The sequence below is a fragment of the Parvibaculum sp. MBR-TMA-1.3b-4.2 genome (genome assembly GCF_053628815.1).
Genome location: NZ_JBRJHC010000001.1, coordinates 1,291,381 through 1,309,340 on the forward strand (window position 1 = coordinate 1,291,381; position 17,960 = coordinate 1,309,340).

At 63.1% G+C, this 17,960-nt stretch carries 16 protein-coding genes and 1 tRNA gene; 7 read left to right on the forward strand and 10 right to left on the reverse strand.

Features of this window, described 5'->3' with window-relative positions; all coding sequences use genetic code 11:
• Positions 1 to 103: 103 nt before the first annotated feature.
• Positions 104 to 180 (reverse strand) — tRNA-His (locus ACSSVQ_RS06320).
• A gap of 152 nt (positions 181 to 332) precedes the next feature.
• Entirely contained in the window at positions 333 to 1,709 is a 1,377-nt protein-coding gene (locus tag ACSSVQ_RS06325; protein WP_454181567.1) for a sodium-dependent transporter, read from the reverse strand.
• Between the two features lie 163 nt (positions 1,710 to 1,872).
• Between ACSSVQ_RS06325 and ACSSVQ_RS06330 the strand changes: the two genes are divergently transcribed.
• Positions 1,873 to 2,796 (forward strand): alpha/beta fold hydrolase, encoded by a 924-nt coding sequence (locus ACSSVQ_RS06330; RefSeq protein ID WP_454181569.1) that lies wholly within the window; start codon positions 1,873 to 1,875, stop codon positions 2,794 to 2,796.
• 132 nt (positions 2,797 to 2,928) lie between these two features.
• Here ACSSVQ_RS06330 and ACSSVQ_RS06335 read toward each other — a convergent pair whose 3' ends face one another.
• Together ACSSVQ_RS06335 and ACSSVQ_RS06340 are read right to left on the reverse strand one after the other, a co-directional pair.
• Positions 2,929 to 4,905 (reverse strand): acetoacetate--CoA ligase, encoded by a 1,977-nt coding sequence (locus ACSSVQ_RS06335; protein ID WP_454181571.1) that lies wholly within the window; start codon positions 4,903 to 4,905, stop codon positions 2,929 to 2,931.
• A 147-nt stretch (positions 4,906 to 5,052) separates the two neighbouring features.
• The gene (locus ACSSVQ_RS06340) at positions 5,053 to 6,903 is read right to left on the reverse strand and encodes an ABC transporter ATP-binding protein (protein WP_454181573.1); all 1,851 of its coding nucleotides are present in this window, start codon (positions 6,901 to 6,903) and stop codon (positions 5,053 to 5,055) included.
• A 512-nt stretch (positions 6,904 to 7,415) separates the two neighbouring features.
• Between ACSSVQ_RS06340 and ACSSVQ_RS06345 the strand changes: the two genes are divergently transcribed.
• Positions 7,416 to 9,479, forward strand: a complete 2,064-nt coding sequence (locus ACSSVQ_RS06345) for an AsmA family protein (RefSeq protein ID WP_454181574.1) — start codon at positions 7,416 to 7,418, stop codon at positions 9,477 to 9,479.
• 4 nt (positions 9,480 to 9,483) lie between these two features.
• Here ACSSVQ_RS06345 and ACSSVQ_RS06350 read toward each other — a convergent pair whose 3' ends face one another.
• Positions 9,484 to 9,972, reverse strand: a complete 489-nt coding sequence (locus tag ACSSVQ_RS06350) for a cupin domain-containing protein (RefSeq protein WP_454181576.1) — start codon at positions 9,970 to 9,972, stop codon at positions 9,484 to 9,486.
• A 107-nt stretch (positions 9,973 to 10,079) separates the two neighbouring features.
• Between ACSSVQ_RS06350 and ACSSVQ_RS06355 the strand changes: the two genes are divergently transcribed.
• On the forward strand, positions 10,080 to 10,331 hold the full coding sequence (locus tag ACSSVQ_RS06355) for a DUF6460 domain-containing protein (protein ID WP_293329278.1): 252 nt from the start codon (positions 10,080 to 10,082) through the stop codon (positions 10,329 to 10,331).
• Positions 10,332 to 10,424: 93 nt separating this feature from the next.
• Positions 10,425 to 11,225 carry an SDR family NAD(P)-dependent oxidoreductase gene (locus ACSSVQ_RS06360; protein WP_454181578.1) on the forward strand — a complete coding sequence of 267 codons (801 nt, stop codon included), beginning with the start codon at positions 10,425 to 10,427 and terminating at the stop codon, positions 11,223 to 11,225.
• An 11-nt stretch (positions 11,226 to 11,236) separates the two neighbouring features.
• On the opposite strand, the gene ACSSVQ_RS06365 is transcribed toward ACSSVQ_RS06360, so the two are convergent.
• The 5 genes from ACSSVQ_RS06365 to ACSSVQ_RS06385 all read right to left on the reverse strand — a co-directional run bounded on the left by ACSSVQ_RS06365 (position 11,237) and on the right by ACSSVQ_RS06385 (position 14,799).
• Positions 11,237 to 11,506, reverse strand: coding sequence for a hypothetical protein (locus tag ACSSVQ_RS06365; protein WP_454181580.1), 270 nt, complete (start codon positions 11,504 to 11,506; stop codon positions 11,237 to 11,239).
• A 96-nt stretch (positions 11,507 to 11,602) separates the two neighbouring features.
• The gene (locus ACSSVQ_RS06370; RefSeq protein ID WP_454181582.1) at positions 11,603 to 12,046 is read right to left on the reverse strand and encodes a hypothetical protein; all 444 of its coding nucleotides are present in this window, start codon (positions 12,044 to 12,046) and stop codon (positions 11,603 to 11,605) included.
• Positions 12,043 to 12,981: a YegS/Rv2252/BmrU family lipid kinase gene (locus ACSSVQ_RS06375; RefSeq protein WP_454181584.1), complete on the reverse strand. Its 939-nt coding sequence runs from the start codon at positions 12,979 to 12,981 to the stop codon at positions 12,043 to 12,045. Before ACSSVQ_RS06375 ends, ACSSVQ_RS06370 begins: the two co-directional genes overlap by 4 nt.
• 67 nt (positions 12,982 to 13,048) lie before the next feature.
• A complete protein-coding gene (locus ACSSVQ_RS06380; protein ID WP_454181585.1) occupies positions 13,049 to 14,029 on the reverse strand; it encodes an NADPH:quinone oxidoreductase family protein in 981 nt (326 codons plus the stop codon).
• 50 nt (positions 14,030 to 14,079) lie between these two features.
• Positions 14,080 to 14,799 carry a TetR/AcrR family transcriptional regulator gene (locus ACSSVQ_RS06385; RefSeq protein ID WP_454181587.1) on the reverse strand — a complete coding sequence of 240 codons (720 nt, stop codon included), beginning with the start codon at positions 14,797 to 14,799 and terminating at the stop codon, positions 14,080 to 14,082.
• Positions 14,800 to 14,877: 78 nt separating this feature from the next.
• Between ACSSVQ_RS06385 and ACSSVQ_RS06390 the strand changes: the two genes are divergently transcribed.
• From ACSSVQ_RS06390 to ACSSVQ_RS06400, 3 genes are read left to right on the forward strand one after another with little or no spacing between them, the layout of a single operon-like run.
• Positions 14,878 to 15,921 carry a phosphotransferase family protein gene (locus ACSSVQ_RS06390; protein ID WP_454181588.1) on the forward strand — a complete coding sequence of 348 codons (1,044 nt, stop codon included), beginning with the start codon at positions 14,878 to 14,880 and terminating at the stop codon, positions 15,919 to 15,921.
• A gap of 39 nt (positions 15,922 to 15,960) precedes the next feature.
• A complete protein-coding gene (locus tag ACSSVQ_RS06395; protein ID WP_454181590.1) occupies positions 15,961 to 16,695 on the forward strand; it encodes an SDR family NAD(P)-dependent oxidoreductase in 735 nt (244 codons plus the stop codon).
• 43 nt (positions 16,696 to 16,738) lie between these two features.
• Positions 16,739 to 17,956 (forward strand): acyl-CoA dehydrogenase family protein, encoded by a 1,218-nt coding sequence (locus ACSSVQ_RS06400; RefSeq protein WP_454181592.1) that lies wholly within the window; start codon positions 16,739 to 16,741, stop codon positions 17,954 to 17,956.
• Positions 17,957 to 17,960: the final 4 nt, after the last annotated feature.

The window sequence follows — 17,960 nt, forward strand, 5'->3', positions numbered from 1 at the left end:
GCTACTTATGTAACAATTTGAATTTTCCGCAAAAAAGCGCCGAAATACGGCCCGCAAGCGGCCTGTCGCGGCGTTTCGGCGATGAGGATGGTTCGGGGGGAGATGGTACAGCCACCCCGGTTCGAACGGGGGACCTCTAGATCCACAATCTAGCGCTCTAACCAACTGAGCTATGGCTGCACAGACCCTCGGAAGCGTGGGCCTCTATATAATGAGGGCCGCTTCCCGCGAGTGGCCGGGAACTTAATTCCGCAACGCGCCGATGACAAGACCTCGTTCAGGGTCCTGCAGGGCTTTTGCGCCTTTTCCCGGCGATTTGGGAGGCTGCCTCCTCAGGCCAGGCCGTTGGCGACGAAAATCGAGACCACGCCCAGCGGGGCGACATAGCGGATCAGGAAGCGCCACCAGCGGAACCAGGCCGCGTTCGGATCGACATTCAGCGCCTCCGCCGCGGTTTCCGCGCTCAGCGCCCAGCCCGCAAAGAGCGCAATGAGAAGGCCGACCGTCGGCATGACGAGGCTGGTCGATGTGAGGTCCAGCGCGTCGAAGATGGTCTTGTCCGCGAAAATGTGGATGCCCGAGAGCGGGTGGAAATCCGACCAGATATTGAAGGAAAAGGCGCTGCCAAGCCCGACGAACCAGGCCGCCGCGCCCATCGCCGCGGCAGAAACCTTGCGCTTCACCCCCAGGCTTTCCTCCGCCCAGGACACGACCGGCTCCAGGAGAGAAATGGCGGAGGTCACGGCGGCCACAATGAGCAGGAGGAAGAAGGCCGCACCAAGCTCGATGCCGGTGCCGAGCTTGCCCAGCGTGATCGGCAGCGTGACGAAGATGAGGCCGGGACCGGACCCGGCTGCCAGCCCGTAGGAGAAGACGAGCGGGAAGATGACCATGCCCGCGAGAATCGCGACCAAGGTATCCGCAATCGCGATGATGATGCCCGCGCGCGCGATGTTTTCGTTCTTATCGAGATAGGCGCCATAGGTCATCATCGCGCCCAGCGCGACGCTGACGGAGAAGAAGCCCTGCCCGATCGCCGTCAGGAAGGTGATGGAGGTCACCCTGCTGAAATCGAAATCGAAGAGAAAGGTCACGGCCTTATCGAAGCCGGGCGTGGTGGAGGAATAGACCGCCATGCCGACCAGCAGGATGAAGAGAAGCGGCATCAGAATCGTCACCGCCTTTTCAATGCCCGCATGCAGGCCCCAGATGACGATGCCGACATTGATCCCGATGAAGACGGTGTGCCAGAGCACGACCTGACCGGCATCCGCGGTAAAGGCGTCGAACAGATCTTTCGACGCCGCATTGTCCATGCCGGAGAAAGTGCCGGAGATGGCATAGAGGAAATAGCGGATGGCCCAGCCGCCGATCACCGAATAATAGGAAAGAACGACAAAGGCGCCCAGCGTGGAGCCGATGCCGATGATGACCCAGAATTTGCTGCGCCCGGCCTTCTGCGCCACGGCGCGCATAGCGTTGATCGGGCTTTGCTGCCCCATGCGGCCCAGCATGACTTCGGCGATCAGGATGGGCAGTGCGATGAGGGCTGTTGTCACCAGATAGATGAGGATGAAGGCGCCGCCGCCATTCTCGCCGGTGATGAAGGGAAAGCGCCAGATATTGCCGAGACCGACGGCGCTGCCGATTGCCGCCATAAGAAACGCAAAGCGCGACGACCAATGTTCATGCCGAACCTGAGCGGCCATGTTTTCCCCCGATATTCTGTGCAATCCACCCCTTACGGTAACAAAACTCTACGCAATCCCGGCGGGTTTGTCAGCGTCCGCCCCTTGCACTGCCCCAGGGGAAAGACGCAGATATCCATGTTAAAAATAGTTCAGGCGACGACACGGCTGCGGGGAGAAGGACATGACCAACGACATTCACACGGAGTTCGTGGAAGCGAACGGGCTCCGCTTCGAGACCGATATGTGCGGCGAGGGTGAAAAGCTCGCCCTGCTGCTGCATGGCTTTCCCGAAAGCAAGTTCAGCTGGCGCCATCAGCTGCCGGTTTTTGCCGAGCGCGGCTATACGGCCTGGGCGCCCAATCTGCGCGGCTACGGGCAGAGTTCGCGGCCGCTGGGCAAGGAGAATTATACGCTCGATCACCTGACCGACGATGTGGCGGGGCTGATCGACGCGGCCCGCGCCCGTGGCGTGACCGGCCCGGTGACGCTTGTCGCGCATGACTGGGGCGGCGCCATCGCCTGGCAGTTCGTGCTGCAGAAGAAGCGGCCGCTGGAACGCTTCATCGTAATGAACCTTCCGCATCCGGCCCTCTTCATCAAGGGTGCGCGGACCTGGCAGCAGATGAAGAAATCCTGGTACATCCTTTTCTTCCAGATCCCCTGGCTGCCGGAGAAGGTGACGCTCGCCAACCGGGCGCGCGCCATCGGCGAGGCGTTTTCCGGTATGGCCATCGACAAGAGCCGTTTTCCGGCGGAGGTAACGGAGCATTACCGGCAGAACGCGCTCATTCCCGGCGCGATGACGGCAATGATGAATTACTACCGCGCGAATTTCAGCGGCGGCGCACCGGCGGAATGGACCGATCCGCCCATGGTGGACGTTCCCACACTGATGATCTGGGGCGAGGCCGACACGGCGCTCGGCAAGGAACTTACCTATGGCACGGACAAGCTGGTGACGGATTTCACGCTGCGCTATCTGCCCAAGGTTTCGCACTGGGTGCAGCAGGAAGCGCCGGAGAAGGTCAATGCCATGATCGCGGCCTGGCTCGAGGGCAAGACTGTGCCGGAGGCGGGTGAGATCGAGGCGACGCGCGCGGCGTAAAGCCGCCACTGCAAAGGAATCGTCATTCCGGGCTTGACCCGGAATCCATATGACCGCCCAGCTTCCCGCAAAGGCAGAATGGACCCCGGCTCAAGGCCGGGGTGACGCGATTAACAACGTGGAAATCACTCTCTACTGCTGCAACTGCGGCAGATCCTTGTAGAGGTCCAGCGCGTCCGGGTTTGCCAGCGCTTCCTTGTTCTTGATCGCGCGGCCATGCACCACGTCGCGCACGGCGAGTTCGGTGATCTTGCCGGATTTGGTGCGCGGAATGTCCTTCACCTGCACGATACGGGCGGGGACATGTCGCGGGCTTGCGCCTTCGCGGATGCGGGTGCGGATCTTCTTTTCCAGCGCTTCGTCCAGCGTGAGGCCGTCGGACAGGATCACGAAGAGGACGACGCGCACGTCCCCATCCCATTCCTGACCGATGGCGATGGCTTCCGTCACTTCCGGCAACCGCTCCACCTGCGCATAGATTTCTGCCGTGCCGATACGCACGCCGCCGGGGTTCAGCGTTGCATCCGAGCGGCCATGAATGACGAGGCCGCCATGCGAGGTGATTTCGGCAAAATCGCCATGGCACCAGACGCCGGGGAAGCGCTCAAAATAGGCGCTGTTGTATTTCTCGCCATCGGGATCGTTCCAGAAGCCGATGGGCATGGAGGGGAACGGCTTCACGCAGACCAGTTCGCCCTTGCTCGCCTCGCCCTGCCCAGGCGCGAGCGGCTTTCCTTCCTCGTCCCAGACATCGACGGCCATGCCGAGGCCCCTGCACTGGATTTCGCCGCGCCAGACGGGAAGGATCGGAGAGCCCAGCACGAAGCAGGACACAATGTCGGTGCCGCCGGAAATGGAGCAGAGCGCCACGTCCTGCCTGATGTCGCGATAGACGAAATCGAAGCTCTCCGGTACCAGCGGCGAGCCCGTGGAGAGGATCATGCGCATCGACGACAGGTCATGCGTCTCGCGCGGCTTGAGGCCCGACTTCTTCACCGCGTCGATGAATTTGGCCGATGTGCCGAAGACGTTGATCTTTTCCGCATCGATATAGTCGAAAAGCACGCGCTCGTCGGGTGCGAAGGGCGAGCCGTCGAAAAGGCAGAGCGTCGCTTCCGCCGCGAGGCCGGAGACGAGCCAGTTCCACATCATCCAGCCGCAGGTGGTGAAGTAGAAGAGGCGCTCGCCGGGCTTGATGTCGCAATGAAGCTTGTGCTCCTTCAGATGCTGGAGAAGCGTGCCGCCCGCCGAATGGACGATGCATTTGGGGACGCCCGTCGTGCCGCTTGAAAACATGATGTAGAGCGGGTGGCTGAAGGGCAGCCGCGTGAAGGCAAGCGCAGGATCGCCCGCGCCCTCCAGCAGCGCCGTCCAGCTTTCCGCCTTGGGGACATCGGGTATTTCGTCGCCGAGGAAGGGCACGATGACGGCGTGTTCGAGCGAGGGCAGCCCCGCCACGATTTCTTTCAGCTTGTCGCCGCAAGGGAGTTCCTTGCCCGAATAGCGATAGCCATTGCAGGCCACCAGCACCTTCGGCTCGATCTGGCCGAAGCGGTCCAGCACGCCCTTCACGCCGAAATCGGGCGAGCAGGAGGAAAAGACCGCGCCGATGGAGGTCGTCGCCAGCATGGCGATGATGGTTTCGGGGCAGTTCGGCATGAAGGCGGCGACGCGGTCGCCCGGCTCCACGCCCCAGCCTTTCAGCACGGCGGCGAAGCGGGCCACTTCGGCGCGCAGATCGTCCCATGAGAGGGGCGCGCGCATCCGGCCTTCATTATTGAAAAGAATGGCGGGCTCGCTACCCGTCCGCCGCAGCAGGTTTTCGGCAAAATTCAGCCGGGCATCGGGAAAGAAGCTGGCACCGGGCATCAGTTCGCCCTGTTCCAGCACCGCCTCGCCCTTTTCGCCGATGACGCCCGCAAAGTCCCAGATCTCGTTCCAGAAAGTCGCGATATTCTCGATCGACCAGTCGTGCAGCTCCTCATATCCGCTCAGATGGACGGTATGGCGCTCCCCGAGCCAGTCCATGAAGGCGCGCATATTGCTCGCGGCCACACTGTCGGGAGAGGGGGTCCAGATCGGCGTCGCGCCGGTGGAGCTGTCGGTCATGGTCATCCTGAAACTCAAATAGGGTTACGGAAGAGGGCGAAAGGGACCGCCTTCGCATTTGCAGCAAGCCTAGACCGATTTCCGGGCGGGAGAAAAGAACACACAAGTTCATCGGTCGGACAGATTGGCGGTCCCTCTGGATTTAGCTCACCGATTTCCGGCGGTTTCCGGCTCCACATTTTCGGGCACGGCATCGCGGATGCCCGCAAGCTGGACGGCATGGAGCGCGCGGAACCTGCCGCCCTTTCGGGCCATCAGTTCCGCATGGCTGCCCTCCTCCACGATCCGGCCTTCCTCGAAAACGAGGATGCGGTCCATGCGGCGGATGGTGGAGAAGCGGTGCGCGACCACGATGGTCGTGCGGCCTTCCATCAACCGGTCCATGGCGTCCTGGATCAGCTCCTCCGTTTCGCTGTCGAGGCTCGAGGTCGCCTCGTCCAGCACCAGGATCGGCGCATCGGCGAGGAAGGCGCGCGCGATGGCGATCCGCTGACGTTCGCCGCCGGAGAGCTTCACCCCGCGCTCGCCCACCAGCGTGTCGTATCCCAGAGGCATTTTCGCGATGAACTCGTCGGCATTGGCAAGGCGCGCGGCCTCCTCGACCTCGGCGGGCGTTGCCCCGGGCCGGGCATAGGCGATGTTCTCGGCCAGCGAACGGTGGAACAGCATGGGTTCCTGCGGCACGAGCGCGACCGAGCGGCGCAGGCTCTCGCGGGTCACCCCGGCAATGTCCTGCCCGTCGATGAGAATGCGCCCGTCATCGAGATCGTAGAGCCGCTGCATCAGCTTGACGAAGGTCGTCTTGCCGCTGCCGGACCGTCCGACCAGCGCGACCTTCTCGCCGGGTTTCACATGAGCCTCGAGACCGCGATAGACCGCGCCCTTGCCGTTCGGATAGGCAAAGGAGACATGATCGAAGCGGATATCCCCGCCCTGCACCGTAAGAGGCACGGCATGGGGCCCGGCGGGCTCGGCCGGTTCGTTCTCGGCGAAGCGGATCACATCCTCGATCTCATTGGCCCCGCGCTGGAGGTTCTGCACATGGAACCCGACATCGCGCATATAGCCGGAGATGAGGAGGTAGCTCGTCATCGCATAGGCGACATCGCCCGGCGTGGCCTCGCCAGCCGTCCAGTAGCGAATGACGAGGCCCAGCAGGCCGAGTTGGAGCAGGACGAGCACGCCCATCTGCGCCATCATCACGAAATCCATGGTGCGCCAGGCATACATGGCCTTGAGCGACCAGTCGTGAGAGAGGGTGCCAAGCCTGTTGTCCTCGCGGGGCTCCGTGCCGAAGGATTTCACCACCGTATTGCAGGTGATCGCATCGGCAATGGCGCCGCCCACGGCGGAATCCGCGGCAACGCTCAGCCGGTTGCGCGGCGCCACGAAGCGCCCCAGCAGCCAGATGGTGACGCCCGCATAGGCGATCGTCCCGACCAGCACGTATAGCCCCACCAGCGGCCAATAGAACATGAGGCTCAACGTGATGCCGACCATGACGAGCACGGTGGGCAGGAAGCCCATGAAGAGCGTATCGGCCAGTGCATCGTAAGCCCACATGCCGCGTGTGATCTTGCGGACGGTGGCGCCCGCGAAATTGCTGGAATGCCAGTCCGTGCTGTAGCGCTGCACGCGATGGAACGCTTCATCCACGATGGCGCGCATGACGCGGGTCGCAAGCATGCCCCAGAAAACCATGGAGGTCCGGCGGGTAATCTGAAACCCGACCGTCTGGCCGACGAAAAGGGCGAGCGCGATCCATGCCGCCCTCGTCTCGGACGCGGCGGGCGGGAAGCCGGCCTTCGCCACGGCATCGACCAGGCGGCCCGAGACGATGGGGAAAAGGACGTCGAAGACGATGGAGGCCAGCATCAGGCCCAGCGTGGTCAGTGCAACCAGCGGAAAACGGCGCCAATAGGACCAGAGAAAGCGTGCGGTCCGGACGGCCCCGACCCCTTTGCCTGTGTCGGGGGACTCGTTCATTTGAATGGTCATATCGTTCGACCGCCGGACGATATCCGGACGGTCTCCTTTTGAAGATGGAATCGAATCCGGCGGCACGAGGCCGCGCGTATCAGCAATACCGGGAGAGGATTAGAGAGCGATCTTGGATATTCGCGGCCATATATGGCGGCAGATATGATGGAAAATCGCGGGTAGAAACGCCCGGTGGAAACCCGGGCGGAGCGGAAAGCTCAGCGCGCGCCCGGGAGCGTGATCGGTTCAATGCATACGTCTGCATATTCCATCTGCTGCTCCCTTCTTTGTTCGGTGTGTGACTGGTTCATCGAAACGCTGCGCTGCAACCATACTGGCGATTGCATATTCATACGCATACACACTCCCCGCGCGATTTGGAAGCTCGGCCAGGCATTTCTTCCGCACTGTGACAAATAATTCACGGGCTGTTGCATGAACGCCAAGTGTTTCGCGGCGGGACGCGGCTTGCTATGGTTTCGCGCCGAATTTTTCCGCCTCTTGCCGGAGGCGTCAGCCAGGAGCTTTCCATGTCCCGTGTGATTGCGATTCTCGCAGGCATCATCGTCATCCTCATCGCCGTGGTCGTCGCCGTGCCGATGTTCATTCCGATGGAAACCTACAAGTCGCAGATCCAGAAGATCGCGCAGCAACAGACCGGGCGCGAGCTCAAGATCGGCGGGGACATCTCGCTCTCCTTCTTCCCGAGCATCGGCGTGGAGGTGAACGACGTCGCCTTCGCCAATGCCTCCTGGGCGAAGGCCCCGGAGATGGCGACGATGAAGTCGATGCATGTGTCGCTGAAACTCCTGCCGCTCTTTTCCGGCAATGTGGAGGTGGACAGCTTCACGCTGAAAGACCCCGTCATCAATCTCGAAGTCCGCAGGGACGGCACCCCCAACTGGCAGTTCGACACGGCGGCATCCGCGGCGCCCGCGCCTGCCGACGGCGCGGCGCAGGCAAATGGCGACAGCGGCGCCGGTGCGAGCCTCAATCAGGTGAAGCTGGGCGAGGTCTCGATCAGCGGCGGCACGGCCAGCTATACCAATGCGCAGACGGGCGCGGCCTACAGCTTCAAGGACGTGAACCTCGACCTTTCCCTGCCGAGCCTGGACGATCCGTTCAAGGCGGACGGGTCGCTCGTATGGAACGGGGACAAGATCGATATCGACCTGGCCGCGGAACGCCCGCGCGCACTGATGGAAGGCGGCGAGACGCCGGTGTCGCTGGAGGTTTCCTCTCCGAAACTCAAAACAACCTATAAAGGCGTCTGCAAGGTGATCGACGGCGTCGCCTTCGAGGGCGATGTCTCGGTGGATGTGCCCTCGGTGCGCAAGCTTGCTGCCTGGGCGGGCAACCCCATGCCCGCCGGGAACGGGTTCGGCCCGCTTTCCATTACCGGCAAGGCGAAGGGAGCGGGCGACCGCTACTCCTTCCAGAATGCGAAAGTCTCCTTCGACGGCATGAATGCGAACGGCAATCTCACCGTCCGCACCGGCGGCGCACGTCCGAACATCAGCGGCGACCTTTCCGTCGACAAGATCGATGTGAATACCTATTCGGCCGGCGGCGCCGGGAGCGGCGGGTCATCGTCGGGCGGCGCATCCTCCGGGAGCGGTGGCGATGCGGGCTGGAGCACCGAGCCCATCGACTTTTCCGCGCTCAAATCCGTCGATGCGGACCTGAAGCTCAAAGCGGGCAAGATCCTCGTTCAGGATATCGAAATCGGCGAAAGCGCGGTGGATGTGAAACTGAATAACGGCGTCCTCAATGCCAACCTCACCCGGCTTGCGCTTTACGGCGGCGCGGGCAACGGCACGCTGCAGGTCAATGGCGCTAGGTCGACGCCGCAGATCGGTGCGAACTTCAACATCTCCGGCGTTCAGGCCCAGCCCCTACTGCAGGCGGCGGCGGGCTTCAACAGGCTGACCGGCAGCACGGCCATGAATATCGCCGTGACGACCGCGGGCAAGAGCCAGAAGGCTATGGTGAGCGCGCTGAACGGCAAGGGCGCCTTCAAGTTCACCGACGGCAAGATCAAGGGCGTCGACCTCGCCAATCTCGTGCGGACCGTTCTTTCGGCCACGAAATCGGGCTGGGATGCGGGCGGCAGCAAGGATACCGACTTCTCCGAGCTGAGCGGCAGCTACACCATCACCAGAGGCACTCTGAAAAACGACGATCTGCGGCTCATGAGCCCGCTCATCCGCGTGACCGGTTCAGGCACGGTGGACATGCCCGCCAAGACGCTCAATTACCGCGTCGAGCCGAAACTGGTCGGCACGCTCGAGGGACAGGGCGGCACGACGGATGCCAAGGGCATTCAGGTGCCGATCCTCATTCGCGGACCCTGGTCGAAACCGAGCTTCACGCCCGACCTTGCCTCCATGCTTTCCAATCCTGAGCAGACCAAGGAGACGATCGACACGATCCGCAAGGAAGGCATCAAGGGCGTTCTGAAGCAGTTCGGGGGCGGCGGCGGCGATGCCGCGAACGACAACAGCACAACGGACAGCGGGGCAACGGATAGCGGCACGACCGAGAAAAAGAAAGTCACGCCGCAGGACGCGCTGAAGAGCCTGTTCGGGAAATAGGCGCTTACACCCGCCGGAAGTCGTCGATTTTGGCGACTTCCTTGACGCCGTCGGCGCGGGTCATTTTGAGGCCCGCCGCCGGATAGGTGCAGATGTCGACGGGCGCGCGCGTGCCGCCCATCAGATAGACGAGATCCTCGCCCGCCCCTTCCGGCACCCGCATGACATGGGCGGGCGAGTTTTTCGGGAAGGCCATCACGTCGCCGGCGCCGACCTCGATCCTCTCCTCGCCGATCTGCGCCTGCCCATGACCCGACAGGATCATCAGAAATTCCTCGTCCTGCCCGTGGAAATGGAATTCCGTGCTCTCGCGCCCCGGCTCCAGCCTGACGATATGGAGGCCCATATCCTCCAGCCCCGCCAGATCGCCCAGGGTTCGGGTCATCCGGATGGCATTTTCATTGAACTGATGCTGGTGGCGGCGCTCGGGCAGGCTCGCGATTTCGGCCGCTGAAAAGTAGTATTGGCGGGTATTTCCGTCTTTTCCGCTCATTTCCGTCCCTTTCCGCCTTGCCTGTGTCCGCCCCGGCCTTTGTGTGAACGCCCTTGCGCGACTAAACTGCCTCAGACCCGATTCCCCGGGGGGTTATCGATCGGCACATGCTTTACAATGCGCTGTCAACACTCGCCAAGTTCGTAATCGCCGCCGTCGCCGTCGGCGCGCTGCTGAATGCGTTCGACATTTCGGCGCAGGAAGTGCTGGGCGATCTCGGGGTCACGCCGGATGCGATCATCACATTCGTTCAGGACGGGATCGACTGGGCGCTGCCCAATTTCCTGCTCGGCGCCATGGTGCTGGTGCCCATCTGGGTCGTGATCTTCCTGCTCAAACCCCCGAAAATCGGCCGCTGACGGCCTTTCTGCGTCCCTCTTCGCGGGGTGTCGCCGCGTCAGCCCGATGGCTAGACTTGGCGCAAGCAAAATCACGATTCGGGAGATGAACGCATGGGCAGGCTCACAGGCAAGAAAGCCATCATCACAGGCGCGGGCAGCGGCATAGGCCGGGCGAGCGCCCTTTTGTTTGCGCGCGAAGGCGCCTCGCTGGTCATCATGGACCGGGCGGAAGACGCCGTGGACAAGACGGCGACGCTGATCCGCGACGAGGTGCAAGACGCCAATGTGGTCTCGGTCGCCGGCGATGCGGGGAATGAAGACGACGTGGCCGCGCTGGTTGCTCATTGCGTCGAGAAGCTGGGCGGCGTGGATGCGGTCTATGCCAATGCGGGTATCAGCGGCGGCATGGTTCCGCTGCCCGAACAGACAGCGGATTACTGGCAGGAAATCCTGCGGATCAATCTGATCGGCCCCTTCCTCGCCATCAAACATGTGACGCCGCATATGGTGAAACAGGGCAAAGGCTCGATCGTCTGCACGGCTTCCGTTGCCGGACTGCGCGCCAATGCGGGTGGCCTGCCCTATTCCGCCAGCAAGGCGGGCGTCATCAGCCTCGTCCAGACCTCAGCCAATGCGCTTTACGGCACCGGCGTGCGCGTGAACGCGATCTGCCCCGGCCTGATCGAGACGGGCATGACGAAGCCGATTTTCGACGGCGCGCGGGCGCGGGGCTCGGAAGACAAGATCGGGCAACTCAACCCCACGGCCCGTTACGGCCATCCGGAAGAGATCGCCCATATGGCGCTCTTCCTGGCCAGCGACGACGCGTCCTATGTGAACGGGCAGGCCTATGCGGTGGATGGCGGGCTTTCCAGCACCCATCCTTTCGCCCCGAGCCGCCGGGGCGCCTGACCCGTGGCGGGTTAAATCACCGCAGTCACGCTGGTGGAGGCAGAGGCGTTGGCAAGCGTTGCGCGCAGGCGGCAGGGGCCCAGCGCGAAGCCGCCAACGCCTTTTTCCTGCAACACGACCTGCGAGCCCAGCGCAAACCAGGTCTCGCCGTCCGGGCTCGCCTCCAGCGAGACGGTGGCCCCCTCGAAATCGCCCCATACCCAGAAGGCGCCCGTACCGCCCTGCCAGTCGATAGGCGTGGAACTCATATCCGCCGTCGCCTCGGCCAGAAGTTTCGCCATGTCGTTCTCCCATACCGTCCGTTTCAAGTTCGCGCGGGATCCGTTCCCGGGCGCCATCAGTATGGAGACCGATCTAAAGGCGGGGATAAAAGCGGGTTATTTCTTCCGCAGACGCCATATTCCGGCGATGGCGGCGACACAGCCATGTCCGCCCTCTTCCGCCGCCTGGGCGAAGGGCTCGTCCATCGCCGTGATGGCCGCCTCTCCAAGCGCGGCGAGCAGGCGTTGCTCCATGCGGGCGCACATGTCGAACAGGGCCGCTTCTTCATCCGCACCGAGCGTCATGCCGGCGAAGAGCGTAATCCGGCGGAGCGTCTCGGCATCCTCATCCGGCGTACCGGGCAGAATGTCCCTGTCTTTGAGATTGCCGTTCCACGCCGCCGATGCGCCCGCGAGCGCATCCGCGCGTTCGTTGAGAAAGGCGCGCAGATCCCCATGCGACAGCTCGCGCGCATGCACATAAAAGGTCGCCGCCGCTTCCAGAGCGACGCCGAGGCCCATCAGGGCCGTTTCCTCGGGGCTTCGAAACAGGTTGTTCATTGCGAGGCGAACTCCTTCGATGCCAGAACCTTGAGCGCCCGGTGCTTCACCTCGAAGGTGACGGGCGTTTGCGTCAGCCTTTCACCATCGGCATGAACCGGCAAGGGGCGGCGGGTTTTCAGACGGAAGCCCGTTCCCGACGCGACGACGGCGTCGGGCGACAAATCCACGCGGCCCAGCCCGATCAGCGGGCCGTGCAGGATCAGCGCGAAAGTCGATGCCGGTTTCAGCGCATAGAGATAGATTTTGCCGTCGTCGATGCGCGTGTCGTGATGGACGACCATGCCGCCGCCGAAATAGCGACCATTGCCGGCAAGAAGCTGGACGCAGCGCGTCTTTAGCGGGGTCTCGTCGGGCTCGTCGAGATTGACGACCTCCGCCCGAAAGGGCCGGGAGACCTGCACCGCCTTGAACGCACTCACAATATAGCTGACGGAGCCGAAACGGCTCTTTCGTTCCGGTGTCTGATATTTCGTGACCTGCGCCGTCAGCCCGACGCTTGCCGCGTTCACGAAGGGCTTGCCGTTCGCAAAGCTCACATCGACATCCGCCAGCATTCCCGTATCGAGCAGGGAGAGAGCTTCATCCCCTTCAAGCGGTATGCCGAGAGAACGCGCAAAATCGTTTCCGGTCCCGCGCGGCACGACCAGCATGGGAACGGAGAGATCCATCAAACAGGAAAGAAGACCATTGACCGATCCATCCCCGCCCGCGACGACGACGAGATCGACGTCGCCCGATTTTTCGCGCGTGATATCGCAGGCTTCCTCAATGGAGGAGGTGTCGGGCGCGAGCACCTCGCGGCCCGTCTCGCGGAGCCGTTGCGCGATCTCGCTCTCCCCGCCGCCGCCCGCCTTGCGGTTTTCCAGAAGCAACAGACGGGGAAAGGCGAGCGTTGCGGCGGAAGCCCGCGCGTCGTGTGTCGTTTCATCCATGCACATGATTATGACAGGCGAAAGCGGCCGCGAATATTGCGAAAAACCGGCGAAAGCGTGACGCCTCTCAGGCTTTCATACGGATGACCGGCTTGCCGACGCTTTTACGCTCCAGAAGGGACTGCAATACCGCCCCCGCTTCTTCCAGCGGGAAGGTCGCGGCGGGTTCGGGATGGATCTTTCCGTCCACGACCCATTCCGTCAGCGTCTTCATCAGCGGCACATTGGCGGCGGCATTGACGCGAATTTCCCCGCCCCAATCGACGCCGACCAGCGAGGCACGCTTCAGGAGTGCGAGGTTGAGCGGCAGTTTGGGGATGTCGCCCGCCGCGAAGCCGACCACCAGATGCCGCCCGCCCGGCGCGAGGCAGCGGAAAGCGGTTTCGGAGAAGGCGCCGCCGACGGGATCGTAAACGACATCGACCGCGCTCTTGCCGATCATCTCTTCAAGCGCCTTGCGCCAGTCCTCCTTGGAATAGTCGAGTGTCAGGTCGGCGCCATGGGCGCTCGCAGCCTGACGCTTTTCCTCCGTCGAGGCGGCGGCCACGACTTTCGCGCCCATGGCCTTTGCGACATCGATGGCGGCCATGCCGACACCGCCCGCCGCGCCGAGGACGAGAACGGTTTCGCCCGGTTGCAGCTTGCCGCAATTCTCAAACCCGTAAAGCGCGGTGCAGTAGGAGACGAGGAAACCGGCGGCGGCTTCGGCGCTCATGTTATCCGGCAAAGGAGTACAGACCGCGGCAGGAAGCGCGATCCTTTCCGCCAGCGCGCCGCGCGGGGAGAGCGCCATGACGCGGGTGCCGACGAGCTTTTCCGGCACGCCCTCGCCCACCGCCTCGACGCAGCCTGCGACTTCCGACCCCGGGATGAAGGGGAGCGGCGTCTTCACCTGATAGGCGCCCTGCACGAGAAGCCCATCGACATAGCCAAGGCCGGCGGCCTCCACGGCAAGGAGACATTCGCCCTTGCCCGGCACGGGGGCGGGCACATCCTCGACCGTCAGACGTTTCGGGCTTCCATACTCGGCAACTCGCACGGCACGCATCTCTAACTCCCTGATGAATTTTGTTGTTGGCCGAAGCTTACCAGCGCGGTCTAACCCGGCAAGATACCGAGCGGACCGAGCACCACAGGGTCCGGATCGGGCAGGTCCGGCGCTTTGCTGTCGGCAGGCGCCGGGGCTTCCAGAAGGGCCGTCAGAGTGACGGCGAGATGGGTGAGCGTTTCGTCGGAACTCCAGGTGGGGTGCTGGCGCGAGGCGTCCGACAGGGCGGCTTCGCGAGCGGAAATCACGCTGCCGAGATAGCCGCCCATGAAGACGAAGCGCTGATTGAGCGCGCTCTTGTCGAGGTTGGTCTCCAGCCTGCGCAGATGATCGAGGCAGCGCAGATAGCCCGAGTTCCATTTCCCTTCGAGCGTCTCCATGAAGAAGGCGCGATGGGTCATGCCCAGCATGTAGACGAAGCGGTTGTAGCTGTTTTCAAGCTGCGACCCCTCAAGCGCGCGGATGGACGTCTGGACCAACACCTCGACCACTTCGCGCACGGACGTCGGGCCGCCCCGGGCCTCCAGCGCGTCGAGCATGGCGTTGCGGTATTCGTCGATCGCAATGGCGCCGTCGAGCACAAGCTCGCGGATGAGCGCTTCCTTGGAGCCGAAATGATAGCCGACGGCGGCATGGTTCTTCTGGCCCGCGGCCTCGGCGATTTCACGCACGGTGACGCCGTCGACGCCGCGTTCGGCAAAGAGCCGGCAGGCAATCTGCTTGAGATGTTGCGCGGCCTCGCTGCGCGGCTTGGGTTCCAGTCTGACCATGGATGTCAGAATCCCATTGCATCGCCGGATCGTCAACTGCATTATCCATTTGACTTAAAAATAAGAACGGGTGCGACGGTGGCGGAAACGACAGAAGTGCCGGGCGTGGATCTCAACGCGCTGCGCGGCTGGATGGACGGGAAAGGGCTCGGCGAGGGACCGCTCGAAAATGTCGAGAAGCTGGCGGGGGGCACGCAGAACATCCTGCTGAAATTCGCCCGCGCGGGCCGGACCTATGTGCTGCGCCGGCCGCCGGAGCATCTGCGCGCAAACTCCAACGAGACGATGCGGCGCGAGGCCCGCGTGCTGGCGGCGATTGCGGATACGGATGTGCCCCACCCCCGGCTCATCGCGGCCTGCCCGGAAGAGGATGTGATCGGCGCGTCCTTCTATCTCATGGAGCCGGTCAACGGCTTCAACCCGACGACGGGGCTGCCCGACTATCACGCAGGCTCGGAAGAGGTGCGCCACCGGATGGGGCTGTCGCTGGTGGAAGGGATCGCGGCGCTCGGCGCGCTCGACTACAAGGCGCTGGGGCTTGAGGGGCTCGGCAAGCCGGAAAACTATCTCGAACGGCAGGTGGCGCGCTGGAAAGCGCAGCTCGAGAGCTATCGCGAGCTTGAGGGTTGGACGGGACCCGCAGAAATCCCCGGCGTCGAAAAAGTGGCCGCATGGCTCGACAGCCACCGCCCCGCCGACTTCCAGCCCGGCATCATTCATGGCGATTATCACCTCGCCAATGTGATGTACCGCCATGACAGCCCGGAGCTTGCCGCCATCGTGGACTGGGAACTCACCACGATCGGCGATCCGCTGCTCGATCTCGGCTGGCTGCTTGCCACCTGGCCGGAGGGCAATGGCAGCGGCGCTTCCGCCGTGGCGGTGACGCCATGGAAAGGCTTTCCGAGCGCGGAGGAACTTGTCGCGCATTATCGTCCGCGCACCACGCGCAATGTGGATTCCATCGAATGGTATGCGGTGCTCGCCTGCTACAAGCTCGGCATCATTCTCGAGGGCACGCATGCCCGCGCCTGTGCCGGTCGCGCGCCGAAGGAAACGGGCGACATGCTTCACAACCAGACCATCGGCCTGTTCGAGCGCGCGCTGCGCTGGATCGGCTGAACGACTTCAAAAACCAGAGCAGACTTTGGGGAGGATCTCATGACGGATACGGATTTCAGCGGCAAGACGGTGCTTGTCGTCGGCGGCTCCAGCGGCATCGGCAATGGCATCGCGCACGCCTTTCGCGAGCGCGGCGCGGAGGTGCATATCTGGGGCACGCGCAAAAGCGCGGACGACTACAAGGGCGTGGAAGGCTCCGACATGGAGGGGCTGCACTACGCCCATATGGATGTGTCAGATTTCGACGCCATCGAAGCCTATGTCCCACCCTTCAAATCGCTCGACGTGCTGGTGCTCTGCCAGGGCACGGTCATCTACAAGAAGGGCGAGTTCAAGATGGACGGCTTCCAGAAGGTGATGGACGTCAATCTGAACAGCCTGATGGCCTGCGCTATCAAGTTCCACGACATGCTGGCGGCCAGCAAAGGCTCTCTCATCACGATCAGTTCCACCGCCGCCTTCCACGCGACGCGCGGCAACCCCGCCTATAACGCCTCCAAGACCGGCGCGGTCGGCCTCACGCGCACGCTGGCGCAGGCCTGGGCGAAGGACGGCATTCGCGTGAACGGCGTCGCGCCGGGGCTTGTCGACACCAAGCTCACCAAGGTGACGACCGACAATCCCGACCGCCTCAACGCTTCGCTGCAGGGCATTCCCATGCATCGCCTCGGCACGCCTTCGGACATGGCGGGCGTCACACTCTTCCTCGCCTCGCCGCTGGCGGCCTATGTGCTCGGCCAGACCATTCCGGTCGATGGCGGGCTCATGCTCTGACTTCAAGAAACAAGAAACCAAGACACCAGAACAGGACGGCATCATGAATTTCGATCATACGGGCAAGGTGAAGGAGCTGATTGCCAAGCTCGAAGCCTTTATGGACAAGCACATCTATCCGGCGGAAGAAGAACATTACGAGTGGGTGACGGACCCGGCCAATCTGTGGAAGCACTGGCCGGGCGTCGAGGCGCTGAAGGAAAAGGCGCGGGCGGAGGGCCTGTGGAACCTCTTCCTGCCGGAAGAATATGGCGACCTGAGCCCGGGGCTCACCAATCTGGAATATGCGCCGCTGGCCGAGATCATGGGCCGCGTGCCGTGGTCGTCGGAAGTCTTCAACTGCGCCGCGCCGGACACGGGCAATATGGAAGTGCTCGCGAAATACGGCAGCCCGCAGCAGCAGGAACGCTGGCTGAAGCCGCTGCTCGACGGTAAGATCCGCTCCGCCTACGTGATGACGGAACCGCAGGTCGCCTCCTCCGATGCGACGAACCTTGAGACCACCATCTTTCCCGACGGGAACGACTACGTTATCAATGGCCGCAAATGGTGGATTTCCGGCGTGATGGACGAGCGCTGCGAAGTCATGCTCGTCATGGGCAAGACGCTGATGGACAATCCGCGCCACCAGCAGCACTCCACCATCATCGTGCCGCGCGATACGCCCGGCTGGAAGATCGTGCGCAACCTGAAAGTCTTCGGCTCGAAGAACTCGCCCGGCGGCGAAGCGGAACTGCTGTTCGAAAACTGCCGCGTGCCGAAGGAGAACCTCATTCTCGGCGAAGGACGCGGCTTCGAGATCGCGCAAGGCCGCCTCGGCCCGGGCCGCATCCACCATTGCATGCGTTCCATCGGACAGGCCCAGCGGGCGCTCGAAATCATGGCGCGGCGCGTCGAAAACCGCGTCGCCTTCGGCAAGAAGCTCTCCGACCAGAGCAGCATTCGCCAGGATGTCGCAAAGTCCTTCTGCGAGATCGAACAGGCGCGCCTGCTGACGCTCAAGGCTGCGGACAGCATGGACAAGTACGGCAACAAGGTCGCGAAGGATCTGATCGCGGCGATTAAGATCGTCGCCCCGCAAATGGCGCAGAACGTGACCGACCGCGCGATCCAGGCGCATGGCGGCATGGGCGTCAGCGACGACACGCCGATTGCCGGTTTCTTCACGCTGAACCGCTTCGTGCGCATCGCGGACGGGCCGGACGAGGTGCACATGTCGCAGCTCGGCAAGCAGAAGATCAAGGAATACAACGGCGCATAAGGCC